Genomic DNA, 25,817 nt, shown 5'->3' on the forward strand with positions numbered 1-25,817 from the left:
CGGGCGTGATAACCGGGAAGCTGGTTTCTTGTGCGGTCAGCCGGCGGTGCGGTAGAAAGCGGGCGCATCACGTGCAGGCGCAGAAAAGCGCAGGGCGGCAGCCACGGCTTTCACACCGTAGCGCCGCTCCTGCGCTTCAACGTTTCGTGGGGTGTTATCCCTAGAGGACCACGCCCAGGCGTGCCGCCAGGATGTCACGCACCAGCGCGCCACCGCCGACGGTGGTGTCCGCCAGAGCCTTCACAGCCCACGCATCCACAGCCGCCAACGCCGCCGGAGCGTTCAGGTCCTCGCCAAGTGCCTCACGCACAGTGGTCAGCAGCTCAACAGCCGCCTCATCGGTGACACCTTCGGAACCCTCACGGCCCTCAGCCACCGACACCGCATGACGGTAGGTGTCCAGGCGAGCCTTCGCGTGTTCCAGGAGCTCATCAGTCCAGAACCAATCCGAACGGTAATGCTGACCCATAATCGCCAGACGCACCGCGTTCGCATCCTCACCGGCTGCACGCAGACGCGAAACCAGCACCAGGTTACCGCGGGACTTGCTCATCTTGTGGCCATCCAAACCGACCATGCCGGTGTGCGCGTAATGCTTAGCGTGCGGGCGTGCAGACACAGCCCACGAATGGCCCGCACCCAAATCATGGTGCGGGAACGTTAAGTCGTTACCGCCAGCCTGAACGGTCAGCGAACCATCCACAAAACGGCGGGCAATCATCGTGCACTCGATGTGCCAGCCGGGGCGGCCCGCGCCCAGCTCGCCGGCATCCCAGCTCGGCTCGCCCTCACGCTCAACACGCCACAGCAGCGGATCCAGTGCATCACGCTTACCGGCACGGTTCGGGTCGCCGCCGCGCTCAGCGAAAATCTCCAGCATCTCATCACGGGTCAAGTGGCAGACCTCGCCCGGTGCCCACGAGTAGCCCTCAGCGTTCGCGGGCAGCTCACGCACAGCCTTCAGATCCAGGTACACGTCACCGTCAGGATGCACCACACCCTGCTCGTCCGTGAAACCGGGCACGCGGTACGCCAGGCCGCGGCGGAACAGGTCCTCAATCAGCGGGAACAGCCACTCAATGGACTCCACCACACCCACATAGTGCGCCGGCGGAATCACGTTCAGCGCCTTCATATCGGTGCGGAACAGCTCCGTCTGATCCTCAGCCAGCTCACGCCAATCAACATTCGTCGCGGTCGCACGCTCCAGCAGCGGGTCGTCCACATCGGTCACGTTCTGCACGTAGGTGACCGGCACGCCCGCATCCAGCCAGGCGCGGTGCAGCAAGTCAAAAGCAACATAGGTGGAGGCGTGACCCATATGCGTCGCGTCGTACGGGGTGATACCGCAAACGTACAGGCTCGCCGCCTTATCCTCCTGAACCTGAACAATCTCACCAGCCGCGGTATCAAAAATACGCGGCAGCGCAGCCTGACCGGGCAGAGTCACAGAGGCGGGGGCATCCCAAGCTCGCATGGGTTTCCTTTCCGTAAAAACGCCCACAACCGGTGGACGCGCCACACCCGCCGCCCAACCTCAAGGCATGCGGGTGCCAAAAAATCTACTCCAATAAGAATACCCGCCCGTGAGAAACTCACGGACGGGTATGTCATATCACGCTGAGGGCTAAAGCCTTAGAACGCCGAAGAAGTAGCGTTCAGAACGCCAGTGCCCAGACCAACGAAAATCAGGATACCGAGCGCAATACGGTACCAGATGAAAATGCCGTAGGACTTCGACGACACGTACTTCAGGAACCAGCCAATCATCAGGTAACCCACCACAAACGCAACCAGAGTAGCCACGATAGTCGAGGGAATACCGTAGAAGCCGGTAGCTTCCTCGCCGGTGACCACCTTGAAGGTCTTGTACAGGCCAGACATGAACACGGCGGGCATGGCCAGCAGGAACGAGTAACGTGCCGCAGCCTCACGGGTGTAACCCATGAACAGACCCGCAGTAATCGTACCGCCCGAACGGGAAACACCCGGGATCAGTGCCAGCGCCTGTGCGCAACCGTACAGCAGGCCGTGACGGAACGTCAGGTCCTTCAGCTCACGCTGCTCGCGGCCAAAACGGTCCGCAAGACCCAGGAACACAGCGAAGACAATCAGCATAGTCGCCACAATCCACAGGCTACGGAACTGGGTGTCAATGTAGTCTTCCAGCAGCAGGCCCAGAACGCCGATGGGCAGGGAGCCAATAATAATCAGCCAACCCATGCGGGCATCCGGGTCATTGCGCGGTACACGACCGGTAAGAGCGCCAAACCACGCCTTCACAATGCGCACAATATCGCGCCAGAAAAAAATCAAGACCGCGGTCTCAGTACCCAGCTGGGTGATTGCGGTAAACGCGGCGCCCGGGTCAGCCTTCTCCGGCAGAATCTGGCCAACAATGTTCAGATGCGCCGATGACGAAATCGGCAGAAATTCGGTCAGGCCCTGAACAAAGCCCAAAATAATTGCTTGAATCCATTCCACGCATTCAAGGATACAGGAGGTGCACCCGCCCGGGGCGGTTCGCCGAAGGTGATGTGGAACTTCCGCAAACCGCCCCGTCCACACTGTGAAACGCTCAGGGTGCCGTTTCAGGAGGTACACCGCGGTGCATCCGGGGCTCATCCACAGCTCAAGGACGCCGCGCAAACCGCCAATGCGCACACCACCTGCGCACATTAAACGCGTAAGGGGCGGGATACATACTCCCAGTATGCATCCCGCCCCCACATCATGCACGGCTAACGGTCACCCGCCAACCCCGCGCGAAATATGTACGGCTATCGCCTACGCCTGACGCTCATCACGCAGCGCACGGTTCACAGCCGAAATCATCGCCTTCAAAGCCGCACGAGTCGTCGAGCTGTCCACACCAATACCCCACAGCACGCGAGAACCAACAGCAGCCTCAACGTAGCAGGCAGCGTTAGCAGTCGACGAAGACGACATGGTGTGCTCCGAATAATCCATCACGCGAATATCCACGCCCTCGCCCGAAAGGATGTTCTGCAGAGCATCCACCGGACCGGTACCCGAAGCGGAACGAGTGTAGGTGTGGCCATCAATGTTCAGACCAACACGCAGAGTAGTCGCACCAGTATCAGCCGAATCAATATTAATCGACTCAATACGGTACTTACCCCAACGCTTCTCAGGATCCGTAGCGGGCAGGTACTCATCCGCGAAGATGTTCCACAGCTTCTGGCTGGTCATCTCGCCACCCTCAGCGTCAGTACGAGCCTGAACAATCTTCGAGAACTCAACCTGAGCACGACGCGGCAAATCCAGACCGTGATCCTGCTTCAGCAGGTACGCCATACCGCCCTTACCAGACTGCGAATTCACACGAATAATCGCCTCATAGGTACGACCCAGATCGCGAGGATCAATCGGCAGGTACGGAACCTCCCAGTAAACCTCATCCACGGTCTTACCCGCCTCAGCAGCAGTACGCTCCAGAGCCTCAAAGCCCTTCTTAATAGCGTCCTGGTGAGAACCAGAGAACGCAGTGAACACCAGGTCGCCACCGTACGGCGAACGCTCGTGCACCTTCAACTGGTTGCAGTACTCAACAGTCTTACGGATACCGTCAATATCAGAGAAATCAATCTGCGGATCAATACCCTGGGTGTACATGTTCAGACCCAAAGTCACCAGGTCAACGTTACCGGTGCGCTCGCCATTACCGAAAAGGCAACCCTCAATACGGTCAGCGCCCGCCAGGTAACCCAGCTCAGCAGCAGCCACGCCGGTACCGCGGTCATTATGCGGGTGCAGCGACAGCACAATGTGCTCGCGGTGGTTCAGGTTGCGGTGCATCCACTCGACAGAGTCGGCGTACACGTTCGGGGTAGCCATCTCAACGGTAGCGGGCAGGTTCACAATCAGCTCGCGGCCGTTCTGACCAACCTCCAGCTCCTCAGCCACAGCGTTCACCACGCGAGCCGCGTACTCCAGCTCAGTGCCGGTGAAAGACTCGGGCGAGTACTCGTAGATGACCTTAGTGTCAGAGATCATCTGCTCTTCGTACTTGCGGCACAGGCGCGCACCCTGCAGGGCGATATCCAGCACGCCCTCCTGATCCTGGTTGAACACCACGCGACGCTGCAGAACGGAGGTCGAGTTGTAGAAGTGCACAATCGCCTGCGGTGCACCCTCAATCGCCTCAAAAGTGCGGGCAATCAGGTGCTCACGAGCCTGCACCAGAACCTGAATGGTCACGTCCGAAGGAATGTGGCCGTCCTCAACGAGAGTGCGCACAAAATCAAAGTCAGTCTGCGACGCCGAAGGGAAACCAACCTCAATTTCCTTGTAACCCATCTTCACCAGCAGCTTGAACATCGCAAGCTTACGGTCGGTGTCCATGGGGTCAATCAGCGCCTGGTTGCCGTCACGCAGATCCACTGCGCACCAGCGCGGAGCCTTCTCAATGACCTTATCCGGCCAGGTGCGGTCCGGCAGGTCAACAACAATCTGCTCGTGGAAAGGGCGGTACTTGTGTACCGGCATGGGGCTGGGCTTCTGGTGGTTTTTCATGATGAATTTCCTGTTGGTTGGTCCGTCTCGCTCTACCCCAATTGTGGGGCTCGTACCGTGCCGGGTATCGGTCCCCGGCAGCCGTGGTCAAGGCGGTGCGCATCAGAAAGGATGCAAAGGTGAGATGCCGCGTCAAAAAGCCGGAACGGTCGCGGCAGATTCTAGTGTGCCCCGTTCCGGCGAATAAGCAGCAGGTTCACTGCCTGGCGAGTAACCCCGCGCATGCTCTCACCGTCAATAGTCATGCCTCCACGCTATCACAGGGGTCGGAGGCGGCGGCAGGGCACACGGGAAGCCGTCCATCATCTGGAAAGAATTAACGGCAAAGGGGCGCAGCCACCATTTCTGGCGCTACGCCCCCTCACTCAAAATTCACGCATCTGCGCTATGCCCTAGCTACAACCTAGTAGGCGAAAGCAGTCTGACACTTGTTCTGATCAGCAGTCTGACCGGTCGCGTTACCCGCAATCGCAGCCTCCTGCTTCTCCATCGCCTCACCGGACGGGAAGTCAGTACCGATAGTCACCGACACGCCCTGAACCTCTTCGGTCGCCACCACGCGGGTCACGTTCAGCTTCGCGGCGATTTCCTTCGCCTCCGCCTCGTAACCGGTCGAGTAGAACACCGTGGTGAAGTTCGTCGGGTTAGCCGAAGTACCCGGAGTAACATTCGTGTAGCCCAGGCCCTCAATCACCGAGGCGATCGTAGCCGAACGGCCATCCAGACCGGTCGCGTTGTACACGCTCACCGGAACCGTACGATCCAGCTGAACCGGAGCGGCAGAAGTAGCCGGCGCCTCCGGAGCCTTCTCTTCCTTCAGCGACTTATCGTCACGCAGACGCTGGAATACGTTCGCAGCATCCGCAGAAACCTGCAGGCGGTTCTCATCCTGGCTCCACGGCTCAGTCGGCACCGTCGCAAACACAACGTTCGACAAATCCACGCCACCAAGAGTCGCACCAACACCCACCAGAGTGCTGATATTACCCAGGTTCTTATCCACCGTCACGTTCTGAGTAATCGCCTCAGCAATGTTAATCAGACGGCCCGGATTCGACAGAGTACCCTCGCTCTTCACCTTACGCAGCAGCGAAGACATGAAGCCCTGCTGAGCCTGAATACGACCAATATCGGAACCATCCGAGAAGCCGTGGCGGCTACGCAAGAACGCAAGAGCCTGCTCACCCTCAACAGTAGAAGTACCGGCAGGAAGCTTCAGACCGCTGTACTCGTCATCAATCGGAGCGTCCACACACACCTGAACGCCGCCAACAACCTTCGACAGCTCCTTCACAGCGTTAAAGTCCACCAACATGAAGTGGTCAATATTCACACCGGTCAGCTTGCTAATGGTCGCCACAGTACAACCGGCACCACCGCGAGACAGAGACTCGTTAATCTGAACGTTCTCCTCAGCCGGGTACACGGTGCCGCTCTCAGGATCAGTACACTGCGGCACATTAACCATCAAGTCACGCGGGAACGACAGCACGCTCACATTCTTACGGTCCTTGCTGATTTGCAGCAGCATCATCACGTCCGCGCGAGCCTCAGAATTGCGGTCATCCTCATCACCGTACGCACCGTTATTGCCCTTACGGGTATCGGAGCCAATCACGAGAATGTCCAAGGCGCCGTTCTCCAGGCCGTCCTTGTAATTGCTGATGTTCAGCTCCTGAGTATGCAGATTATTGCGCATACGCAGAGCCAACACGCCACCAAAGCCAACAACAATGACGAGCATGCAAGCAGTAAGCAGAGCAATCCACTTATTGCGGTTTGAAGTCATCACCGTCGTGCGCATATGACGACCGGTGCTTCGTAAACGAGGTGCCTGGGGCATACCTTTTCTCTTTCTGCCGGTGAGCAAGTGCTTTCTCAGAGTAACACTCTTCCCTATGAGCGCCGAATGAGTAGGAAAACTACTAGAATCCCAGGCGATTCAACGCACGCGCGTCAGACTGCCATTCCTTCGCAACCTTCACATGAATATTCAGGTAAATGCGGGTACCGAGCATCGCCTCAATCTGCTCACGAGCCTTCGTACCAATCTTGCGCAGGTTCGAGCCGCCCTTACCGATAATGATGTACTTCTGCGACTCACGCTCCACATACAGGTTCACGTGCACATCCAGCAGCGGGTTATCCGCCGGGCGGCCCTCGCGGAACTCCATCTCCTCAACCGTCACAGCAATCGAGTGGGGCAGCTCCTCACGCGCACCCTCCAAGGCAGCCTCACGCACCAGCTCCGCGATGAGGGTTGCCTCCGGCTCATCGGTCAGCTCACCGTCCGGGTACAGCGGCGGCGACAGCGGAGTGTACTGCGCCAGCAGGTCAGCAACCGCATCCACCTGGAAATGCTTCACAGCAGACACCGGGATAATCGCAGCCCAGCCGCCCTTACCGTCAACCGGCATCGGCTCAGCAACCTCACCGGCACGGCGCTTAGCCGCAGGACCCGAACCTTTCGCGAAAGGCACAGCATCATTCTTGCCGTCCTTACCCTTGGGGCCCTTACCCTTCTGCTTCGCACGATGCGCGGCACGCTTAGCACGAGCCGCACGCTCAGCGCTCATGACCTCCTCGCCGAGCGCCTCAACAGCCAGCAGCTGCTCACGCAGCTCCTCAGAGCTCACAGTGTCAGCCTTCGTCACAATAGCAACCACCGGCTTATTGCTCGACGCCACCAGCTGCGACGCAATGTAACGGTCACCCGGACCAATCTTCTCATTCGCCGGAATGCAGAAGCCCAGCACATCCACCTGCGAAAGGGTGCTCGCCACCAGGTCGTTCAGACGCTCACCCAGCAGAGTGCGGGGGCGGTGAATACCCGGGGTGTCCACCAGAATCAGCTGGTACTCGTCCTTGTGCACAATACCGCGGATCGTGTGGCGGGTCGTCTGCGGACGGTTCGAGGTGATAGCCACCTTCTGACCGACCATAGCGTTCGTCAAAGTAGACTTACCCGCATTCGGGCGGCCCACCAGCGACGCGAAGCCCGAACGGAAATCCGCCGGGTAGGTCGGCAGCGGGGTGCTCAAGTCCAGAGTGCTCAAATCGAGCGGGGTGTACTCCTGGTCCATTGTGTTTCTCCTTATCAAACCCCGTGCGGGGTGTATGGGGTGCCAGCCTCATCTGCCTGCGCCTTCCGGGGCGGGGCGGCCGACTCAAAGTGTGTTAGGGAAAATGCGGCGTCTATGTTCGATATCTAGCGGTTGCCGTGCTGATCGGTTGCCGGTTCAGCCTCTGCAATATCTCCCGGAAGATCAGGATGCGCATGCGGCTCAGCCACAACGGGAGGCTCGGTATCCACGGTGAGGATGTCAGCAACCTCCGCGGAATTAGGCTCCGAGGAAGACGCCGCGGAACCTTCAGCGTTCTGCTGCTCATCACGAGGCGGCTCGTACCATGCCTGCAACATATCCACCTGGTGGCGGCGGCCCGACGAACCAATCGCACGAATATGAATACCGTCAATCTCAATCTCAGAACCAACAATCGGCACCATGCCCAGATGCTTAGCGAGCAGACCGCCCACCGTATCAACATCTTCATCCTCGAGTTCACGACCGAAAATCTCGCCCAGCTCATCAATACCCAGACGGGCAGAGAGACGGAACGTGCCGTCATCGTTTAGCGTGTAATCGGGGCGCTCATGGTCGTACTCATCAGAAATGTCACCGACCAGCTCCTCGATCAGGTCCTCAAGCGTGATCAGACCGGCGGTGCCGCCGTACTCATCAACAATGATTGCCACGTGCGTGGACTCACGCTGCATCTCACGCAGCAGGTCCATGGCGCGCTTCGACTCGGGCTCAAAACGAGCCGGGCGCATCAGCTCAACCACGGTCGGCAGGGCGGTACCTTCGGGAGCCTCGCCGTGCAGGATGAAGGCGCGCATCGCGTCCTTCAGGTAGAGCACACCCAGAATCTCATCGCTCGAATCACCAATCACCGGCATACGCGAATAACCCGAACGCAGGAACAGGCTCAGCGCCTCACGCAGAGGGGTGTCACGGCTAGCGGTGAGCATGTCGGTGCGCGGAACCATGAGCGAACGGATGCGGGTATCGTCCATCTCAAAGACGGACTGCACCATCTGCGCCTCGTCGTCCTCGATGGTTTCAGCGTCGGAGGCGCGGTCCAGGAACTCGCGCAGCTCCTCCTCATCGAACACGCCCACCGGGGCCTCAGCCGAACGTTCCGGCGCCAGGCGCACACTGAGCTTATCGAGCAGACCGGTCGCCGGGCTCAGCAGAACCGACAGGTAGTGCACCGGGCGAGCCAGCACACGAATCGACGCGACCGGACGGTTACGTCCCAGAGCACGCGCCAGCACATGCAGAATCGGGTAGCCCACCAGCGCAACGATCACGAGGGTCAACACGACGGCGAGCGCGTGCACCTCGACCAGGTTCAGCAGGCAGGTCATGGTGGCGAGCACCGCGGCGGCTGCGGCAATGAGGCGGGTCAGGCGCAGCGGGTGCGTGTACGCCTCGGAGTCACCGTCGAGGGTGCGCTGCAGGACGCGGGCGCCGAGGGTGTCCGGGTGTGCCTCCACCGCTTCCTCAGCCTCGTTGTGCGGCAGGTAGGTGAATGCGGTTTCGGCGATTGCCGCGACCACGGTCAGGCAGAGCGCGAGAACGGCGAGGAGGGCTGTGAGTAGAATGTCCACGCCGCTCCCCTAGTGTCGGGTTTCGACCGGTGCCGGGCGGCCCAGGAACTCTTCGAGGATGGAGCGCTGAATGCCGAACATTTCAGCTTCCTCTTCGGCGGTGCCGTGGTCGTAGCCCAGGCAGTGCAGAATACCGTGGGTGGTGAGCAGGCACAGCTCATCCAGGGTGCTGTGGCCCGCATCCGCGCCCTGACGTGCGGCAACGGGCGGGCAGAGAACGATGTCGCCGAGCATACCACTGGAGGGGTTTTCGGGGGTTCCCGGTTCCAGCTCGTCCATGGGGAAGCTCATCACGTCGGTGGGGCCGGGCAGGTCCATCCACTCGATGTGCACGCGCTCCATCTCGTCTTCGTTCACGATGGCGATGGACAGGTAGGTGTCATCGGCAAGGTGCATGCGCTTGAAAGCGTGCTCGACGAGGCGGGTGAGCACCTCGGTGTCTACCGCCTCGAAGGATTCGCGGACGAACGCGTCGGTTGCCGGGTCAGCACCGGTTGCGGGCTCTTCGCAGTCGAATTCAATCTCTGCCACCGTTTAGCGTCCTTCCGGGGTGGTCTGTGCGTTATCGGAGTTTGCCTGGTTCTGCGCGGCGTTCTTTTCAACGTTCTTTTCGGAGCCGCCGTTAATACCAGCGCGGTCCAGCAGCTTCTCAGCTGCGGCCTCGATGGTGGCGCGCTTGACCTTGCGGTTGCGCTTGCGTTCCATTGCCTTCTGGTCTTCGCCCCACTGATCGTAGGCGGACACAATATTCGAGACCAGGGTGTGGCGCACCACGTCGGAGGATTCCAGGATGCTGAAGTGAATGTCCTCCACGCCCTGCAGAATGTTGCGCACCTGCTTCAGGCCGGAGGCGGCGCCACCGGGCAGGTCGATCTGGGTGATGTCACCGGTAATGACCATCTTCGAGCCGAAGCCCAGGCGGGTCAGGAACATCTTCATCTGCTCGGCGGTGGTGTTCTGCGCCTCGTCGAGGATGATGAATGCGTCGTTGAGGGTGCGGCCGCGCATGTACGCCAGCGGTGCGACCTCGATGGTGCCCGCCTCCATGAGCTTGGGGATGGTTTCGGGCTCGAGCATGTCGTGCAGCGCGTCGTAGAGCGGGCGCAGGTACGGGTCGATCTTCTCGTTGAGGGTGCCGGGCAGGAAGCCCAGACGCTCGCCAGCCTCCACGGCGGGGCGGGTGAGGATAATGCGGTTCACTTCGTGGCTCTGCAGCGCCTGCACAGCCTTCGCCATGGCGAGGTAGGTCTTACCGGTACCCGCCGGGCCGATGCCGAAGATGACGGTGTTCGCGTCGATAGCGTCCACGTACTTCTTCTGGTTAATGGTCTTGGGGCGAATCGTGGTGCCGCGGGTGGAGAGGATGCTGGTGGACAGCGAGTGCGCCGGGTTGCTCAGTTCGTCGCCGAGCATGCCCATGAGGCGGTGAATGACCTGCACGGTAATCTGCGTGTCGTGGCTGGAGAGTACGCGCAGCTCGTTCAGCAGCTTTGCGGCGGTGTTGACGGCCTCGGAGGGGCCGGTGATGAGCACGTCCAGGTCCTTGGGACGCAGGCTAATCTGCTCGAAGTAGTCCTCGATAATCGCCAGGTGCGCGTCCTGCGGGCCGAGCACGGCGATCATTTCTGCGGCGCTCTTGAAGGATACGGTGCGTGCGGTCGATAGAGGTCGGGAGGTAGTCATATGGGCTCCTTGGCTAGTGATGTATTTACAAGTATAGATGCGCGTGATGCACCACGCCCTGATGGATGCCTGTCAGCTGGGTTCTAGCAGATGGGTGCTACCGGAGGGAATCCAGTAGCGGGCGCTCTACCAGCGGCCCAGCACCACGTTCAGGGTGCACATGGCGGCAGAACCGGCGGTGGAGGAACGCAGCACCTCATCACCGAGCAGTGCCAGCTGCGCGCCGGCGTCGGTGAAAAGCTGCACTTCGCGGTCGCTGATGCCGCCTTCGGGGCCAACGAGCAGGTAGATTTCGTCGGGCAGGTTCTCCGCCTCTACAAGCTTGCGTGCCAGGGCACTGAGGCGTTCGGTCGCCTGCTCATGCAGGATGAACACGGCGGCGGACTGCTCAGAGCCGGCTACTTCTTCAATGAGCTCCACCAGGTCGGCGGTGTTGTACAGGTCGTACACCTCGGGAATGAGTGCGCGGCGCGACTGCTTCGCGGCGGCGGTGACGGTGTTCTGCCACTTGGTGTGTGCCTTGGAGGCGCGCTCCCCCTTCCAGCGCACGATGGAGCGGTCCGCACTCCACGGAAGCACACCGTACACGCCCAGCTCGGTCGCAGTTTCGATGGCGAGCAGGTCGCGGCCGTCCTTCGCGAGCGCCTGCACCAGGTAGATGGAGGGCACGCTGCGTTCCTCGCACAGCTCCTGCACCTGCACGCTCACGCCGTCCGCGTTGATGGAGGCGACCGTACCGAGTGCGCGGCGGCCGGTGCCGTCACCCAGGTCGATGCGTTCGCCGAGCTCAAGGCGCTTGACGAGGGCGTGCTTGCCTTCGGAGCCGCCGAGCGCGCAGGTGGCGCCGGGGGTGAGTGCGTCGTATTCTTCCGTGCTGATGTAGAAGATGGGGGCGCTCATGGTTCTCCTTGAGGGTGCGGTTTGAAAGCGTGGGTAGTGTGCGGGTGGCGTGTGAAATAGGTGCGCAGCTTAGCGCGGGCGCGTACAGCGCAGTGCTGACAGGAATGCGGCGGGTGCGGTACTCAACCCGCACCCGCCGCATCCTCAGCTTGGTGTAGGGATCCTACTTGAACTGGTCCTTCAGGCGGGAGAAGAGACCACCGCGGTGCTTGACCTGCGAACCTTCGGTGAGAGATTCACCGCGCAGGGCGGCGAACTGGCGCAGCAGTTCACGCTGCTCTTCGGTCATGTCGGTGGGGGTGACCACCTGAATACGCACCAGCAGGTCGCCACGACGCTCGGTGCCGAGCACGGTTGCGCCCAGGCCGTTGAGGGTGATCACGTCACCGCTCTGAGTGCCTGCGGGGATAGCAACTTCTTGGTCGCCGTCGAAGGTCTTCAGCGGGATGGTGGTGCCCAGCGCCGCCGCGACCATGGGGATGTTCACGGTGGTGACCAGGTTGTCGCCCTCGCGGCTGAAGTACTTGTCACGCTTAACGTTCAGGTCAATGTACAGGTCGCCGTTGGGGCCACCGTACAGGCCTGCCTCGCCCTTGCCGCGCAGGCGGATACGCGCCTGGTCGTGCACGCCGGCGGGAACGTTGAAGGTCAGCGGCACGTCTTCACGTACGCGGCCCTGACCGTGACATTCAGGGCAGGGGGTCTTGATGACGGTGCCGTAGCCGTGGCAGTCGGGGCATTCGACCTGCTGCATGACGGTACCGAGGATGGACTGCACGCGGCGCTGCATGAAACCGTGACCAGAGCAGGTGGTGCAGGTTTCGGGCTGGGTGCCCTCTGCGGTGCCTTCACCGTTACAGGACTTGCAGGTCACGGCGGAGCGACGCTCAATGGTCTTCTCAACACCGAACACGGCGTCCTGCAGGCTGATGGAGACGGTAATCAGGTCGTCCTGGCCCTGACGCATGCGGGATGCGGGGCCGCGGGCACCTGCCGCGCCGCCGGTGAACATGTTCAGCAGGTCCTCGAAACCGCCGAAGCCGCTGAATCCGCCGCCCGGGTAGCCGCCGCCTCCGGGGTAGCCTGCGCGGCCCTGTTCGTCGCCGGTGGTGTCATAGTTGCGGCGCTTTTCGGGGTCGGAGAGCACCTCGTAGGCGAGGGTGACGCGCTTGAATTCTTCGGCTGCGTCCTCGGAGGGGTTCACGTCCGGGTGCAGCTGGCGTGCCTTCTTTCGGTACGCCTTCTTGATCTCTTCAGCGTTGGCGTCGTTCGATACGCCGAGAGTATCGTAGTGGCTCATGCGTTTCCTTCCTCTCGAGACGATGGCGGTGCTCGATGAGTGCACCGCCAATAATGGTCGTATCAATTCTAGGGGATACTACCCCCGACCCGATACAATGGCTAGGCTGAATGGGGGTCACTCCCGCTATCCGCTTAATCTGCGGTGCGTGTGCCCCTGGAATCGGCTCCGTAGTCCTACCGTATCTGTGCCCCTACCGCCTGCGAAGATTGCCCCGAAGGAGAATACGTTGAGTACCCACCACTCCCCCTACGGCTGGGGTGCCCAGGATCTAAACGCCGCCCGCATGAACCGCCAGGCGCCGGCCCCGCGTAAGGTGCCGCTGCGCCGCGGCCTGCTGATTGAGGATATTAACGGCTGGGTGGGTGAGGTCGTGAAGGCTGAACGCATCGGCGGTGCCCTGTTCTTCGGACTCGAAGACGCGAAGGGTCGCGTAAAGAATTTTCCGTTGGGTCCGGGCTACCTGATTGAGGGTGAGCCTGTTGAGATTGTCGCCCCGGTGGCTGCGAAGGAGCCGAAGCGCACGATTTCTCGCTCCGGTTCAATTGCGGTGAAGAACGCCCCGGCTAAGGTGGCGCGCGCCTCCCGCATCTGGGTTGAGGGTCTGCACGACGCCGAGCTGGTGGAGAAGGTCTGGGGTCACGATCTGCGTGTTGAGGGCATTGTCGTGGAGCCGCTGCACGGCGTGGATGATCTTGCCGGTGCTATTCGTGAGTTCGCGCCGGGCCCAGGCCGCCGCCTGGGTATTCTGGTTGACCACCTCATCGAGGGTACGAAAGAGCAGCGTATCGTTGCGGAGGCGCTTGCCGTGCCGGGCGCCGCCGGGCACGTGAAGATTGTGGGCCACCCGTTCATTGATATTTGGCAGGCGGTCAAGCCCTCAGTGCTGGGTTTGAAGGCGTGGCCGCAGGTGCCGCGCGGTGAGGACTTCAAGAAGGGCACGCTACGTCGTCTGGGTCAGCCGCACGAAACGCAGGCGGATGTGGCGCAGGCGTGGAAGCATATTCTCTCCCGCGTTGACTCCTACGCTGACCTGGATCCGACGCTGCTCGGTCCGGTTGAATCGCTCATTGATTTTCTCACCGAGCCGGGTGCCTAGCCGCACCCGAGACCCGCTATTGCGCCCCCGTATGCGGGCGCAGGTGTGAATTTGCTCAGAACCTTTCCCTCCAGGGCATTATCCTGTGGGTTTTGCCAGCTAAAGCGGTACAATGGTTGAGCGTGTGGCATTGCCCCTGTGGGTTTTGCCGCAACATCACTACACTCTTAGGTCACCACCGCTCAAACGATTCACCTCCTCGGAGGGCAGATCCACCGGCTTAGGTGATCACCACAAGAAACTTCTATCGAACCAGGATTTTCGTGACTAACGATGTTCGCCCGGCAACCGGGCCTCAGAAAACCCGTAAGATTAGCGTGATTCAGGACCGCAACCGTGCGACTCTCGCGCATTTCGGCGGTATTCTCGGCATCATCCCTTCCGCTGCGGTTTTCTACGTCAGCCGCAATAACGCACCCTTCGCTGAGCAGGAAGCTCGCGAGGCGATGAACTTCACCCTCCTGCCCTCCATTGCTCTGGTGGCGCTGTGGGTACTGTCCTTCCTGCCCGGCATGGGCAACACTGCCATGGTTCTGGGCGCGCTCGTGTGGCTGTTCATGGCGGTTGCATCTGTCCGAGCCGGTATTGAGGTGAACCGCGGTGAGCCGTACAGCTACCGCATTAACCCGCGCCTGCTGGACCGCTTCTACTCCACCGAGAACGCAGAATCCGCAGAATCCTAAGAACTGCCGGTCCTAAACCGCGCTGATAGCTTTTACATTTGAACGCCCCGCACGTTGTGTGTGGGGCGTTCTACGTTTAAGTACTGCTGTTCTAAAGCCTACTGGCGGAGGCGCTGGCACGTTGGGTTGTGCCTGCTGCTGTATTCGTAGGTTTATGTTGCCGGTTGGGGCTGTAGCTGCCCTGCCGGGGCTTTTCTGTCGGATACTTTTCTTTCGGGGCTTCTTTGCCTAGTGCGCGTGAATTACTGCAAACTCTACCGAATGGCGCTGTAGATAATCGTTGTTAAACGATCGTGGGCCCCTGTTACCAGGAGCCCACAACCGTATTCACTCAACTTCAGCAAAGACGAGAACACGCTGTTAGACATATACCGTCCTGCCATGACCTATTATGACACAGCGTAACCTTCAACCACAACTTGAAATTGGGTGTTTTGGAGAATTTTTTCTAAGGAAAGTAATCGAAAAATACGCATCCCAAAAGCGGCATGAAGGAGTGGAAAATTCTTTCGGCTAGTCCAGCACAAATGCGAACAATTAGCACACCGGTGTAAGGTGTGATGCTCCCCAAAATCCCTCCAAACAGCCCCGAAAAATTTTTTTAAAAGTTTTTCTGAACCCACAAAAACACCCCGAAATCACCGAAATATTACGGCAATACCGGGGTGCACGCCGCGTGCAGGCGGCGGCAGGGGTGGCGCCCAAGTGGAGCTGTAGCAGACCTGCACCAGCATGTCGCTCAGACTGAAAAGCCCCTTATCACGCAGGTATTTCTTAGTGCTCCTCGCGCTCTTCAGAGACTTCCGGGAGCAGCTCACGGGTGACCGCATCGCCCAGCAGGCGGCCCTTGAGGGTTAGTCGCACGTGGGCTTCAGGGTCAGGTTCAGCTTGAGAATTCAAAGCATCAGGCTCAATCAGAGCTTGAGAAACCAGCCAACGCAGCGAGGCGCCCAGCTGTGCCTCATCGTGCACGGTGAGCAGCTCGCGCATCGCCAAGCCCTCACGCACACGGATCATGAGCATAATCGTCTCAAAAGCACGGGTGGCGGTGTCCAGCACCTCACGTGCTGCCGCCGGGGACTCCCCCGCACGCACTTTCTGCGCGTACGGTACCGGGTGCTTCACGTTCCACCAGCGGGTACCGTTCACGTGCGAGTGCGCGCCGGGGCCAATGCCCCACCAGTCCTGGTTGCGCCAGTAGGCGAGGTTGTGGTCGCTGCGGGTGTCCTCGCTGCGCGAGTAGTTGGAGACCTCGTACCAGTTGTAGCCGGCTTCGGTGAGTAGCTCCTCGGCGAGCAGGTACATGTCCGCCATGAGGTCCTCATCGGGTATGGTGTATTCGCCGCGGCGGATCTGCGCGGCAAGCTTGGTGCCGTCCTCCACGATGAGCGAGTACGCCGAAATGTGGTCCGGCTCGTAGGAGATTGCGGCGCGAACACTTTGCTCCCACTGCTGCAGGCTCTCCCCCGGCGAACCGTAAATCAGGTCCACGGACACCTGCAGGCCAACCTCCTTGGCCCAGGCGACGACCTTCGGCACGTTGGAAGGCGTGTGGGTGCGGTCGAGTACCTGTAGCACCTCGGGGACGACGGACTGCATGCCGAAGGATACGCGGGTGAAGCCGCCGTCCTTGAGGGTTTGCAGGTCTTCGCGGGTGACGGAGTCGGGGTTTGCTTCGGTAGTGACTTCTGCGCCTTCGACGAGGCCGAATACGTCGATGGCTGCCTGTAGGATGCGTACGAGGTCGCGGGCGGGCAGTTTGGTGGGGGTGCCGCCTCCGAAGAAGACGGTGTGCATGGGGCGTTTTGCGACGCCGGATGCCTCGAGGGTGCGGGCGGCGAAGAGGATTTCTGCGATGGCGTCGTCGGCGTAGGTGCCGAGGCCGATGCCGTCGCCGAAGTCTTCGGTGGCGTAGGTGTTGAAGTCGCAGTAGCCGCAGCGTACGGAGCAGAAGGGGATGTGTACGTAGAGGCTGAAGTCGCGGGTTTCGCATCCTGCCGCGCTGATGGCGGGGATGCGCCCGTCGCGGGGTGCGGGGGCGCCGGTGGGCTGGGCGGGCATTCTGCCTCCTGGAACTAGGTGTGGCGGTTGGGGGAATCAAATATGGGCACCGCGCATGCGGCTACGCGGTTAGCATCAACGGGCGGTATATCAACAGACAGCGTGCAGAGAACCCGGCGGTACACGAGGCACCAGCCGGGTTCTCATATGTCTAACTTTCGTAGGGCCCCATAAATCGTGAGCCATTGAAATGAATCATATGAGTCGGGTCGCTCTCCAGCCAGACTTCTGTCTCCCAAGCAATATCCATTAGGTGAGAGCGGAGTACTTGTCGGTTCGGGAAACAGGAAACATACACGATTCCAACTTTCGAACCTTTAAAAAGTGATTCCAAATCTTTCTTACGGAGAGGATTTACTGGACCATGAGTTGTTACTGCTTCCATTAAAAAGAGCCAGTTTTTATCCTTCTGATACACAACCAAGTCAGGCATCTTTCCGTGCATATCAAGATTAATACCAAGAGAGGAAAGTAGCTCTTCGTTATAATTTGATGTTTTACTATCCGCGTCACCTATATACAGAACCTGGCCCCCTGGCGCAAAACGAGGACAAAATTCCTCAACCATAGATTTAATTAATTTATTTTGACCGCCGGGGTTAATGTATGCAATTTCATTCGAGGGCATACGAACCGGAATCTTGTGTATTTTACGCTCTTCACGTTGCAATTCCACTAGGCTCGGAGCATATGCTAGATATTCTTCAAGAGCAATACGAAATTCACTAGAAGTATCATCATTGCTTCCTGAATACATGCGAATCACACTTAGCGCATTGGGGCTAACCCTATATACATTTTTTGATGAATTAGTCGCGCGATTCGGATCATCATCATTGTGTTCGCAAAAAGCTGCCGCGACAAACTGATGAAGAACCTCTCTGCGTATAGTCTCCCTGGAGTTTTCTGCAATTGGGAAATCAAGATTATTCCTCATCCAATCCATCAGACCACGCACTCCGATTCGATTATTTGTTGCTTGATCCCAGGTATCTCCTTCACGAAGGTTCAACAGCGACAGAAGAGTCCTTGCTGCCATATCATTAGTTCGTTTTTCATCAAACTCAAAGAGCTTCAAAAGTCTTTTAGCTTCTTCATGTATGCTCATACGGCTTTCTCCTTCTTAATCTGTAGAGATTCGATATTATCTGAAAGAATCTCAGAAATGTCCTGAGTCGGTTGTTTTGAATGGGCAAGTTTTCGCAAAGAACTTATTGAAGGGAACGGAAGTTGACGCAAATCTCCAGCATTTACCTGGGTATGTCCACTGAAAATGCGAAAATAATCGTCTACTTGGGCTGAGTTTAGCCATCGCTCAATTCCTATAGCGACGTCCTTTTCAAGACCTGAGCCATTATTGTGAATATAGTTCACCTTATTATCTATTGCAAACAAATTATTTGCATGGTACAATGCTGCGCTTATGCGACGCTTCTCTTCTTTCGCAGAGAAACGCTTTACAAGGACATACCAGCCTGACGGAATGACATTTTTTGCCGTATTTGGATGGAACCCATCAACCCACTGTTCTTTCTTACAAGATTCAAGAGGATGGATTACTTGTCCATTAAATATATGGGAAGCATGAATGAGAGGTAGAGAACCAACAAGTTGATTCTCAAGAAGAATCTCACGAGAACGGAAACCCACCACTTTACCTGTCGAAACATTCAGATTCAAAGAGGATAACGTTTCCTTGGCATGGGACATTCGCTCAATAATCTCCCCGTCATAATCTGTATTGGGGACAAAGATAAAATCACCAGTTACAACTTGAGTGTACGGAACCAAACGCGTAGAGACTGTTCCCTTATGGTCATGCGATACACTTAGCTGCACATGAGATTTTGCTACTCCCTTATACATACCAGTGATAACTGTTTCCTGGAGTACTCCAGACTCCCCAAAAACAGAAGAACGAGACTCAAAACTATGGATAGAATCAATACTAGATTCTTTGAGTAATTCTTGGCGAAAAGCAGTGTAGTAGGTTCCATTCATCCATGAACGCGGGGTAATGGACACCTGATAGCCACCATCCTTCAAAAGGCGCTCACCTAGAGACATGAAGGCGGCATACATATTGGGCACATTGCATCCATGTGAGCGTAGAATTTGAGCTACTTCTGACTTACTTGCAATCTTAAAATACGGTGGATTCTGAATAACATAGTCAAACAGGCTCTGACCTTGCAAAGCCCATTCAATAAAATCTTGATTAACGTATTCAAGATGCACCCCTGGGCGAGAACAATCTTTCAGAGTATTCTTCAACGCAGGAATGAGCTCAGAATCTTTTTCTACAGCAATAATCTCAAGATTAGTTTCTGGAGATTCTCGTGTAAATCGGTCCACAACTGCTGCTGTCAATATGCCAGATCCTGCGCCAGGGTCTAGGATACGAACTTTATTAGAAGTTGGAAGAGGCAACATCTGCGCCATCATCTGCGCGACTGCGAGCGGGGTAAAAAACTGACCTTGGTCGCTTTGGCTCTTCTCATCGAGAGCGCTCATAGCCTGCTGTCGTCGTATCTCAGCGCGTTCCACAAATTCCATACTTCAAGGGTAACTGTACCCCTGATGCGTGCCAAGTCAGTTCGTCATCTCAGGAATGTCCTACGCAAATTGATGTGTTTTCCAAGCTAGACAGCAGAGAACCCGGCGGTACACGAGGCACCAGCCGGGTTCTCCACAATCAACAGGTCAGCACACAGCCGGAAAAGCTACAGCAGCGAAAGGCTACTTCTTCTTTTCCTTCTCCTCGCCCGAAGACAGTGCCGCAATGAAGGCTTCCTGAGGAACCTCCACACGACCGACCATCTTCATGCGCTTCTTGCCTTCCTTCTGCTTCTCCAGCAGCTTACGCTTACGCGAAATATCGCCACCGTAACACTTAGAAAGAACATCCTTACGCATCGCGCGGATATTCTCACGGGCAATAATACGCGAACCGATAGCCGCCTGAATCGGCACCTCAAACTGCTGACGAGGAATCAGCTCACGCAACTTAGAAGTCATCATCAGACCGTACGAGTACGCCTTATCGCGGTGAGTAATGGCGCTAAACGCATCCACCTTCTCGCCCTGCAGCAGGATGTCGACCTTCACCAGGTCAGCCTCTTCCTCACCGTCGAACTTCCAGTCCAGCGACGCGTAACCGCGGGTACGGGACTTCAACTGATCGAAGAAGTCGAACACAATCTCCGCCAGGGGCAGGCGGTAACGCATCTCCACACGATCCTCGGAGAGGTAATCCATGCCGCCAATCTGGCCGCGGCGAGCCTGGCACAGCTCCATGATTGCGCCAATGTACTCGCTCGGGGCAATAATCGTACACGCCACCATGGGCTCGCGAATCGTCGCGACCTTACCCTCGGGGAATTCGCTCGGGTTGGTCACGCGCTTAGCGTTGCCGGCCTCGTCCACCACGTCGTAAATAACGTTCGGTGCGGTCGAAATCAGGTCCAGGTTGAACTCGCGTTCCAGGCGCTCACGCACAATCTCCAGGTGCAGCAGACCCAGGAAGCCACAGCGGAAACCGAAGCCCAGAGCGGCAGAAGTTTCCGGCTCGTAAATCAGTGCGGCGTCGTTGAGCTTCAGCTTATCCAGCGCGTCACGCAGCGCCGGGTAGTCCGAACCGTCAATCGGGAACAGGCCGGAGAACACCATCGGCTTGGGGTCCTCGTAACCGCCCAGGGACTCCTGCGCAGGCTTCGCGGCGGAAGTGACGGTATCACCCACACGCGACTGACGCACGTCCTTCACACCGGTAATGAGGTAACCCACCTCGCCCACGCCCAGGCCCTTCGACGGGACGGGCTCAGGGGAAATCACGCCGATTTCGAGCAGGTCATGCTCAGCGCCGGTGGACATCATCTTAATCTTCTGGCGCGGCTGCAGGCTGCCGTCCACAACACGCACATAGGTGACCACGCCGCGGTACGAGTCGTACACCGAGTCAAAAATCATGGCACGCGCCGGGGCGGATGCGTCACCCTGCGGGGCGGGAATCGCCTCCACAATACGGTCCAGCAGGGCCTCAACACCCTCACCGGTCTTACCCGATACGCGCAGAACCTCGTCCGGCTCGCAACCAATCAGGTTCGCCAGCTCCTCAGCGTACTTATCGGGCTGAGCCGCGGGAAGGTCAATCTTGTTCAGCACCGGGATGATGGTCAGGTCGTTCTCCATCGCCAGGTACAGGTTCGCCAGGGTCTGAGCCTCAATACCCTGGGCGGCGTCCACGAGCAGAAGCGCACCCTCACACGCAGCCAGGGAGCGGGACACCTCATAGGTGAAGTCCACGTGGCCGGGGGTGTCAATCATGTTCAGCGCGTAGGAGGTGCCGTCAACATCCCAGGGCATGCGCACAGCCTGAGACTTAATGGTGATACCGCGTTCACGCTCAATGTCCATGCGGTCCAGGTACTGCGCTTTCATGTCGCGCGGGGCAACCACGCCGGTGGCCTGCAGCATACGGTCTGCGAGGGTGGACTTACCGTGGTCAATGTGGGCGATAATGCAGAAGTTGCGAATAATCGCGGGGTCGGTCGCCGCCGGAACGGGCGGGTTCTTCGACATGGGTGCCAATCACATCATCCTTTCGAGATGCTGGCTGCGGGTATGGGCATAGTTACCTATCATTTTCCCATACCCGCGCCATATGTGCGAACGGACCTAGCGTTCCGAAGAATCCTCCGCGGAATCCGCACCATCATCGCCAGGATTTACACCCTCGGAGGCGCCGCTGAGGGAATCCAGGTAGCCCTCAATATCCTCGGCAATCACCTCGCCGGAGACAGTGCGCAGAGTCGAATCCATCTTCTGCTCAATCTCACGCACCAGCTCAACCTTCTCGTAGTCCTTCGCCATTTCTTCGGCGAGCTCCGCCTCCCACTCACCAGCGTGGGCGCGCAGGCGATCGTACTCCTCCGACTCGACCTTAATGCCGAGGATGACCTCCAGCGCCTCGATCAGGCTCACGACCGCGCGCGGGTTCTGCTGGTCAAAGCTCAGATACCCCGGGATGCTCATACGCAGCATGACCGAGGAACGCAGGCTGTGCTCGGCGGCGAGCGCAGACATTGCCATCGTCACCGAGGTAGAACCGGTGAAATACTCGTGCAGAATACCGGGGATTGCCGCCAGCTTCTCGTCGTGAGTGGTCAGCGTGTACGGGTACGGGCGGGTGTGCGCCACCTGATCCTCAAAGGTCTCAACGAAGATCGCGTGGTCCACGTGGAGCTTCTTCACGTACTTGAAGAAGCAGTTCATGAACCGCTGCAGGCACAGGCTCGGGGCGGGGCCGGTCACCACGAGCAGGCGCAGGCGACGCTCCGGGATGGTGACCATGTTGTAGAACATCTTGGGCCACACCAGGACCGTGGATTCGGAGTCGTCGTTGTTCAGCAGCTGCGGGGCGACGGAACCGTAGTCGTAGAAGTCGTCCATGTCGAAGCCGGGGCTCTCATCGCACGGGTCGAACGCGCGGTGAATCACGTCGAGGGCGTCCTCGCCGTTGCCCGGGGGTTCCTTCGCGGAGTTGAAGCCGACCAGCATGACGGTCGTGTAGTTGTCCTCCTCGGAGGATTCGCTCAGGCGCAGCTTGCCGAGCAGGCCCTTCTTCGCGGGCTGTTCTGTGGAGGCGGGCTTGGCGAAAGCGTCAAAGAGTCGGGCGGGCGGGAAGTTCGGCTGGCTCATCGTTGTCCTTAGCTCGTGGTCGGTGGTTGTGTGGTGTGTATCGGCGGTACTCGCTCCCCCGGTGCCGTTCGTAGCGCTGTGTACGGCGCTATTGATAGGGCGCGGGCGGTGTGCGGTACCGCTGATAGTTCCCACTATACGGGCTCCCGTGCGGCCCGCAAGCGGTTTCGTCACCGGGCAGGCGCCTCCCCGAAATCTGTGCCAAGAATTGGGCGAGGAATCTGGGCGTCATAAAACCACGGCAAGCGGGTATAGCAAAAGGCACCCCGCCGTTTAGCAGGATGCCTTTCACAAAAGTTATAAGGAGTTAGCCGGTGGTGCCCCCGAGGTCTTCTAGACCGAAGCATAAAGCCGCGGCCGCCCAAGCATTATTGCCACACCAACAGGTGAGGCTCAGGGTTACAGAGGAATCGTCTAACTCCTTGAGCCCAAGTATACACGAAAAAGAAACCCCCTGCGCTCCCCTTAGAGGAGGGGGAACACAGGGGTCTCTCAACCAGAGAGGTACTCACGTACCTCGCAAGTTTTAGAAAGGCAGAAGCGCCAAATCGTATGGAGTGCCAGCATAAACATCCGGCAGCTCGCCATTAGCTACCTTCTCACGATACAACCTGGTTACTTCGCTATATTTGAAGGGGAATTCCTTAGCTTCGTTCCTACGCTTAATCTCTGCTAAACCCCACTCATATTCGGCACCGGGGCGTGCCACCGGAGCGTTGAAAAAACGCCCTTTCAACTCAGCACGCATCCACCCCTCTGGAGTATTTGCATCAGATATGGGCTTCGTAAAATCGAACGGAGCACGCCAATACTCAGGGTCTTCACGATAATCGTAAGCTTCTTCTGCGATCTCGCTACTCATGGGGAACCTCCTGATAATATGCAAAAAATGTGTGCCCACACCGGCGCTATGTGCAACGCCGTTTAGGGCGCTACATGCAGGCGCGGGCGGTGTGCGGTACCGCCGATAGTTCCCACTATACGGGCTCTTCCGTAACCCGCAAGCGGTTTCGTCACCGGGCGGGCGCCTCCCCATAATCCTGCTAAAAAATTCAGTACCGAATCATCAAGTACGAATACATCATTCACCCGCAGTTGCGTTTAGTCTTTCACATGTTGCAGTGTGACTGGTTATGATGACTGGTATGGACTCACAATTCATAGCAAACTTTCACTCTGGTATAGCTGCTTACGCAGCGCTCTTTTCTCTTATTCTCGCGATAGTGGTGTGGTACTGCTCCAGTGGCTCTAAACGTGCAAAAGAAAAGGCTGAAGCAGCACACCAAGCAGCACTACAGATGAGTGATGCAGTTGTCCGGTCTGCGGAAGCGGCTGAGAAGTTGCTTGAACAGAAGGAGCAGGTTGTTACAAAACAACCAATTCAATTACAGTCTGAAATTGCAACTAATCTACGGCGGCCTGAGTTTGAACTGACTCATGTAGTGAGGACGACCTTTAGTCTACGTAATGTCACTATGGGTCCTATTAAGGTTCTTGATGTGGTGAACTCAGACCAGTTTATTGAACTAGATCTCGAAAAGATTGTTAAGGAGTTTCAATCCGGCGAGATGGTCCAAGTTACCCTAAATTATTATGGGGGCGACGCTAACCTGAGCCTCCGAATCGACGGGCGGGAGAATATCCTCTGCGTCCCAATTGAATATAATCTCGACCTCCTAAAATAGGTCGAGTGCATTATCAATCTATTTTAAACCAGTTTAAGGTTAAAACTGGTAAGGGTCTTTCTGAAGGAGTCTCTAATTTTAGTTGTACTAATGACAACTAGGTTATAGTTCAGAGAGCGTCATCAGGTACATAGATTGATTGATTGCGATTTACTCACAACTTTATAACGGGTAAGCACCCACAATAAACGATTCGGGCATAAAGAAACCCCCTGCGTTCCCCTTAGAGGAGGGGGGAACACAGGGGGTCTCTGCCCTTAAACCAGAGAGGTACTTAGGTACCCCGCAAGTTTTAGAAAGCCTTGTTTACCAGCGCAGCAAGACCGGACTTCTTGTTTGCAGCGGTCTTCTTGTGCAGAACACCCTTGGAAACAGCCTTGTCCAGCTTACGGTTCACAAAACGCAGAGCCTCAACAGCGGCTTCCTTGTTCTGTGCCTCAACAGCAGCCTTGACCTTGCGGGTCGCGGTCTTCAGCTCGGACTTTACAATGTTGTTGCGCAGGCGAGCCTTCTCGTTGGTGAGGATACGCTTCTTCTGAGACTTAATGTTAGCCACAATTAAACTTTCTGTTTTGTCTTATTGGTCGGTGAGGGCGACGCTGGCCGATCATCGACTGAGCGGCGTGGGGATGCCTATGGCAACCGGCCAGCAGTGCCCGATGACCATCGGACACTCAACCACACATAATACCAGATGAACAGCCTCCACGACAGACCCTCGCGGAGAGAAAAATACTGTGAAAACCGCTACACGCAGCCTCCACATCCGGCGCAGATAATCAGCGCCGGTCGCCGGTGAAACTACCGGCACAGGGTGTTAGCCGTTATGGCGAGTCCACGCACGCTCAATCAGGCGGAACGTATCCTCCGGCATAATGGCACCCTCGCGGCGCATCGCATCCGGGCGAACACGAATCACACGGTTCAGCTTCACCTCAGAAGCGCGGCCCTGCGGATCCCACGGACCCGAACCAATATCAAGGTAGTTCGAATCGGCGTGCTCACGGTTATTGTGGTCCTTGCTGGTCATCATCAGCGCCAGCAGGTACTCACCGTCACGACCCACCAGAAGCACCGGGCGGTCCTTACCCTGCGAGTGATCCTCCTCGAAGGGAACCCACGTCCACACGATTTCACCCGGGTCAGCGTCGCCATCCAGAGAGGGCGAGTACTCAAAGTTAATCATGTCGCGGTAATCGCCCGGGTAATCCGAACCGTCGGATGCGACGGTCGAAGCCGATGCGGAAGGCTTAGGTGCCGAGGAAGACTTCGGGGCGCTCGGCTTAGGCGCCGAAGAGCCGGAGGTACGAGCCTCACGCTGACGAGATTCACGCTGACGAGATTCATCCTTGCGGGACTCGCTCTTCTGGGAGGACTCGGAGCCGCCCTTAGACGCAGTAGCGTCGTTGAGGGCATCCTCTGCCGCCTTCTGCAGGAAGGGTAGCAGGGCAAAGAAAATTTTCTTCAGAATTTCGAGCATGGGCTCTATTATGCA

The 25,817-nt window shown here is 57.9% G+C and carries 21 protein-coding genes; 3 read left to right on the top strand and 18 right to left on the bottom strand.

Annotated features, from left to right (window positions below):
• Positions 1–160 precede the first annotated feature (160 nt).
• From mshC to dnaJ, 10 genes are all read right to left on the bottom strand, one after another.
• Positions 161–1,477 (bottom strand): cysteine--1-D-myo-inosityl 2-amino-2-deoxy-alpha-D-glucopyranoside ligase, encoded by a 1,317-nt coding sequence (gene mshC / locus HMPREF2765_RS03690; RefSeq protein WP_044150434.1) that lies wholly within the window; start codon positions 1,475–1,477, stop codon positions 161–163.
• Positions 1,478–1,635: 158 nt separating this feature from the next.
• On the bottom strand, positions 1,636–2,484 hold the full coding sequence (locus HMPREF2765_RS03695; RefSeq protein ID WP_044150432.1) for an undecaprenyl-diphosphate phosphatase: 849 nt from the start codon (positions 2,482–2,484) through the stop codon (positions 1,636–1,638).
• A 303-nt stretch (positions 2,485–2,787) separates the two neighbouring features.
• Positions 2,788–4,536, bottom strand: a complete 1,749-nt coding sequence (gene leuA / locus HMPREF2765_RS03700) for a 2-isopropylmalate synthase (RefSeq protein WP_070604295.1) — start codon at positions 4,534–4,536, stop codon at positions 2,788–2,790.
• A 403-nt stretch (positions 4,537–4,939) separates the two neighbouring features.
• A complete protein-coding gene (locus HMPREF2765_RS03705) occupies positions 4,940–6,379 on the bottom strand; it encodes an LCP family protein (RefSeq protein WP_070604296.1) in 1,440 nt (479 codons plus the stop codon).
• An 82-nt stretch (positions 6,380–6,461) separates the two neighbouring features.
• On the bottom strand, positions 6,462–7,619 hold the full coding sequence (locus tag HMPREF2765_RS03710; RefSeq protein WP_210390876.1) for a GTPase Era: 1,158 nt from the start codon (positions 7,617–7,619) through the stop codon (positions 6,462–6,464).
• Between the two features lie 125 nt (positions 7,620–7,744).
• Positions 7,745–9,211, bottom strand: a complete 1,467-nt coding sequence (locus HMPREF2765_RS03715) for a hemolysin family protein (protein WP_070604297.1) — start codon at positions 9,209–9,211, stop codon at positions 7,745–7,747.
• Between the two features lie 9 nt (positions 9,212–9,220).
• Positions 9,221–9,742 carry an rRNA maturation RNase YbeY gene (ybeY, locus tag HMPREF2765_RS03720; RefSeq protein WP_070604298.1) on the bottom strand — a complete coding sequence of 174 codons (522 nt, stop codon included), beginning with the start codon at positions 9,740–9,742 and terminating at the stop codon, positions 9,221–9,223.
• A 3-nt stretch (positions 9,743–9,745) separates the two neighbouring features.
• Positions 9,746–10,894, bottom strand: coding sequence for a PhoH family protein (locus HMPREF2765_RS03725; RefSeq protein ID WP_070604299.1), 1,149 nt, complete (start codon positions 10,892–10,894; stop codon positions 9,746–9,748).
• A 126-nt stretch (positions 10,895–11,020) separates the two neighbouring features.
• Complete coding sequence (locus HMPREF2765_RS03730) at positions 11,021–11,794, bottom strand: 16S rRNA (uracil(1498)-N(3))-methyltransferase (RefSeq protein WP_049341191.1); 774 nt, start codon at positions 11,792–11,794, stop codon at positions 11,021–11,023.
• A gap of 163 nt (positions 11,795–11,957) precedes the next feature.
• The gene (gene dnaJ, locus HMPREF2765_RS03735) at positions 11,958–13,094 is read right to left on the bottom strand and encodes a molecular chaperone DnaJ (protein WP_070604300.1); all 1,137 of its coding nucleotides are present in this window, start codon (positions 13,092–13,094) and stop codon (positions 11,958–11,960) included.
• 229 nt (positions 13,095–13,323) lie between these two features.
• On the opposite strand from dnaJ, the gene HMPREF2765_RS03740 reads away from it, so the two are divergent.
• The gene (locus HMPREF2765_RS03740; RefSeq protein WP_070604301.1) at positions 13,324–14,193 is read left to right on the top strand and encodes a DUF3097 domain-containing protein; all 870 of its coding nucleotides are present in this window, start codon (positions 13,324–13,326) and stop codon (positions 14,191–14,193) included.
• A 263-nt stretch (positions 14,194–14,456) separates the two neighbouring features.
• On the top strand, positions 14,457–14,876 hold the full coding sequence (locus HMPREF2765_RS03745) for a DUF4870 domain-containing protein (RefSeq protein WP_070543537.1): 420 nt from the start codon (positions 14,457–14,459) through the stop codon (positions 14,874–14,876).
• Between the two features lie 774 nt (positions 14,877–15,650).
• On the opposite strand, the gene hemW is transcribed toward HMPREF2765_RS03745, so the two are convergent.
• The 6 genes from hemW to HMPREF2765_RS03765 all read right to left on the bottom strand — a co-directional run bounded on the left by hemW (position 15,651) and on the right by HMPREF2765_RS03765 (position 23,499).
• Positions 15,651–16,937 carry a radical SAM family heme chaperone HemW gene (gene hemW, locus HMPREF2765_RS03750; protein ID WP_070604302.1) on the bottom strand — a complete coding sequence of 429 codons (1,287 nt, stop codon included), beginning with the start codon at positions 16,935–16,937 and terminating at the stop codon, positions 15,651–15,653.
• A 151-nt stretch (positions 16,938–17,088) separates the two neighbouring features.
• Positions 17,089–18,045, bottom strand: a complete 957-nt coding sequence (locus HMPREF2765_RS09055) for a BsuBI/PstI family type II restriction endonuclease (protein WP_083303613.1) — start codon at positions 18,043–18,045, stop codon at positions 17,089–17,091.
• Positions 18,042–19,484, bottom strand: a complete 1,443-nt coding sequence (locus HMPREF2765_RS09060; RefSeq protein ID WP_168163558.1) for an Eco57I restriction-modification methylase domain-containing protein — start codon at positions 19,482–19,484, stop codon at positions 18,042–18,044. Before HMPREF2765_RS09060 ends, HMPREF2765_RS09055 begins: the two co-directional genes overlap by 4 nt.
• 192 nt (positions 19,485–19,676) lie before the next feature.
• Entirely contained in the window at positions 19,677–21,518 is a 1,842-nt protein-coding gene (gene lepA, locus HMPREF2765_RS03755; protein ID WP_371260509.1) for a translation elongation factor 4, read from the bottom strand.
• A gap of 96 nt (positions 21,519–21,614) precedes the next feature.
• Positions 21,615–22,637, bottom strand: a complete 1,023-nt coding sequence (locus tag HMPREF2765_RS03760) for a PAC2 family protein (protein ID WP_070604303.1) — start codon at positions 22,635–22,637, stop codon at positions 21,615–21,617.
• A gap of 526 nt (positions 22,638–23,163) precedes the next feature.
• Positions 23,164–23,499 (bottom strand): hypothetical protein, encoded by a 336-nt coding sequence (locus tag HMPREF2765_RS03765; protein WP_070593333.1) that lies wholly within the window; start codon positions 23,497–23,499, stop codon positions 23,164–23,166.
• Positions 23,500–23,782: 283 nt separating this feature from the next.
• On the opposite strand from HMPREF2765_RS03765, the gene HMPREF2765_RS03770 reads away from it, so the two are divergent.
• Positions 23,783–24,322: a hypothetical protein gene (locus HMPREF2765_RS03770; RefSeq protein ID WP_141752951.1), complete on the top strand. Its 540-nt coding sequence runs from the start codon at positions 23,783–23,785 to the stop codon at positions 24,320–24,322.
• Between the two features lie 292 nt (positions 24,323–24,614).
• Here the strand turns inward: HMPREF2765_RS03770 and rpsT are convergent, their stop codons facing one another.
• Complete coding sequence (gene rpsT / locus HMPREF2765_RS03775; RefSeq protein WP_049349792.1) at positions 24,615–24,878, bottom strand: 30S ribosomal protein S20; 264 nt, start codon at positions 24,876–24,878, stop codon at positions 24,615–24,617.
• Positions 24,879–25,139: 261 nt separating this feature from the next.
• Positions 25,140–25,802, bottom strand: coding sequence for a type II toxin-antitoxin system PemK/MazF family toxin (locus tag HMPREF2765_RS03780; RefSeq protein WP_070604305.1), 663 nt, complete (start codon positions 25,800–25,802; stop codon positions 25,140–25,142).
• Positions 25,803–25,817: the final 15 nt, after the last annotated feature.

The organism is Rothia sp. HMSC062H08, assembly GCF_001810775.1.
GTDB lineage: Bacteria > Actinomycetota > Actinomycetes > Actinomycetales > Micrococcaceae > Rothia.

Bases quoted from the DNA above. Each gene is read 5' to 3' on its own strand.
- mshC (WP_044150434.1), bottom strand. From the start codon at position 1,477: ATGCGAGCTTGGGATGCCCCCGCCTCTGTGACTCTGCCCGGTCAGGCT.
- leuA (WP_070604295.1), bottom strand. From the start codon at position 4,536: ATGAAAAACCACCAGAAGCCCAGCCCCATGCCGGTACACAAGTACCGC.
- HMPREF2765_RS03705 (WP_070604296.1), bottom strand. From the start codon at position 6,379: ATGCCCCAGGCACCTCGTTTACGAAGCACCGGTCGTCATATGCGCACG.
- HMPREF2765_RS03710 (WP_210390876.1), bottom strand. From the start codon at position 7,619: ATGGACCAGGAGTACACCCCGCTCGATTTGAGCACTCTGGACTTGAGC.
- HMPREF2765_RS03725 (WP_070604299.1), bottom strand. From the start codon at position 10,894: ATGACTACCTCCCGACCTCTATCGACCGCACGCACCGTATCCTTCAAG.
- HMPREF2765_RS03730 (WP_049341191.1), bottom strand. From the start codon at position 11,794: ATGAGCGCCCCCATCTTCTACATCAGCACGGAAGAATACGACGCACTC.
- dnaJ (WP_070604300.1), bottom strand. From the start codon at position 13,094: ATGAGCCACTACGATACTCTCGGCGTATCGAACGACGCCAACGCTGAA.
- hemW (WP_070604302.1), bottom strand. From the start codon at position 16,937: ATGCCCGCCCAGCCCACCGGCGCCCCCGCACCCCGCGACGGGCGCATC.
- HMPREF2765_RS09055 (WP_083303613.1), bottom strand. From the start codon at position 18,045: ATGAGCATACATGAAGAAGCTAAAAGACTTTTGAAGCTCTTTGAGTTT.
- lepA (WP_371260509.1), bottom strand. From the start codon at position 21,518: ATGTCGAAGAACCCGCCCGTTCCGGCGGCGACCGACCCCGCGATTATT.
- HMPREF2765_RS03760 (WP_070604303.1), bottom strand. From the start codon at position 22,637: ATGAGCCAGCCGAACTTCCCGCCCGCCCGACTCTTTGACGCTTTCGCC.
- HMPREF2765_RS03765 (WP_070593333.1), bottom strand. From the start codon at position 23,499: ATGAGTAGCGAGATCGCAGAAGAAGCTTACGATTATCGTGAAGACCCT.
- HMPREF2765_RS03770 (WP_141752951.1), top strand. From the start codon at position 23,783: ATGGACTCACAATTCATAGCAAACTTTCACTCTGGTATAGCTGCTTAC.
- HMPREF2765_RS03780 (WP_070604305.1), bottom strand. From the start codon at position 25,802: ATGCTCGAAATTCTGAAGAAAATTTTCTTTGCCCTGCTACCCTTCCTG.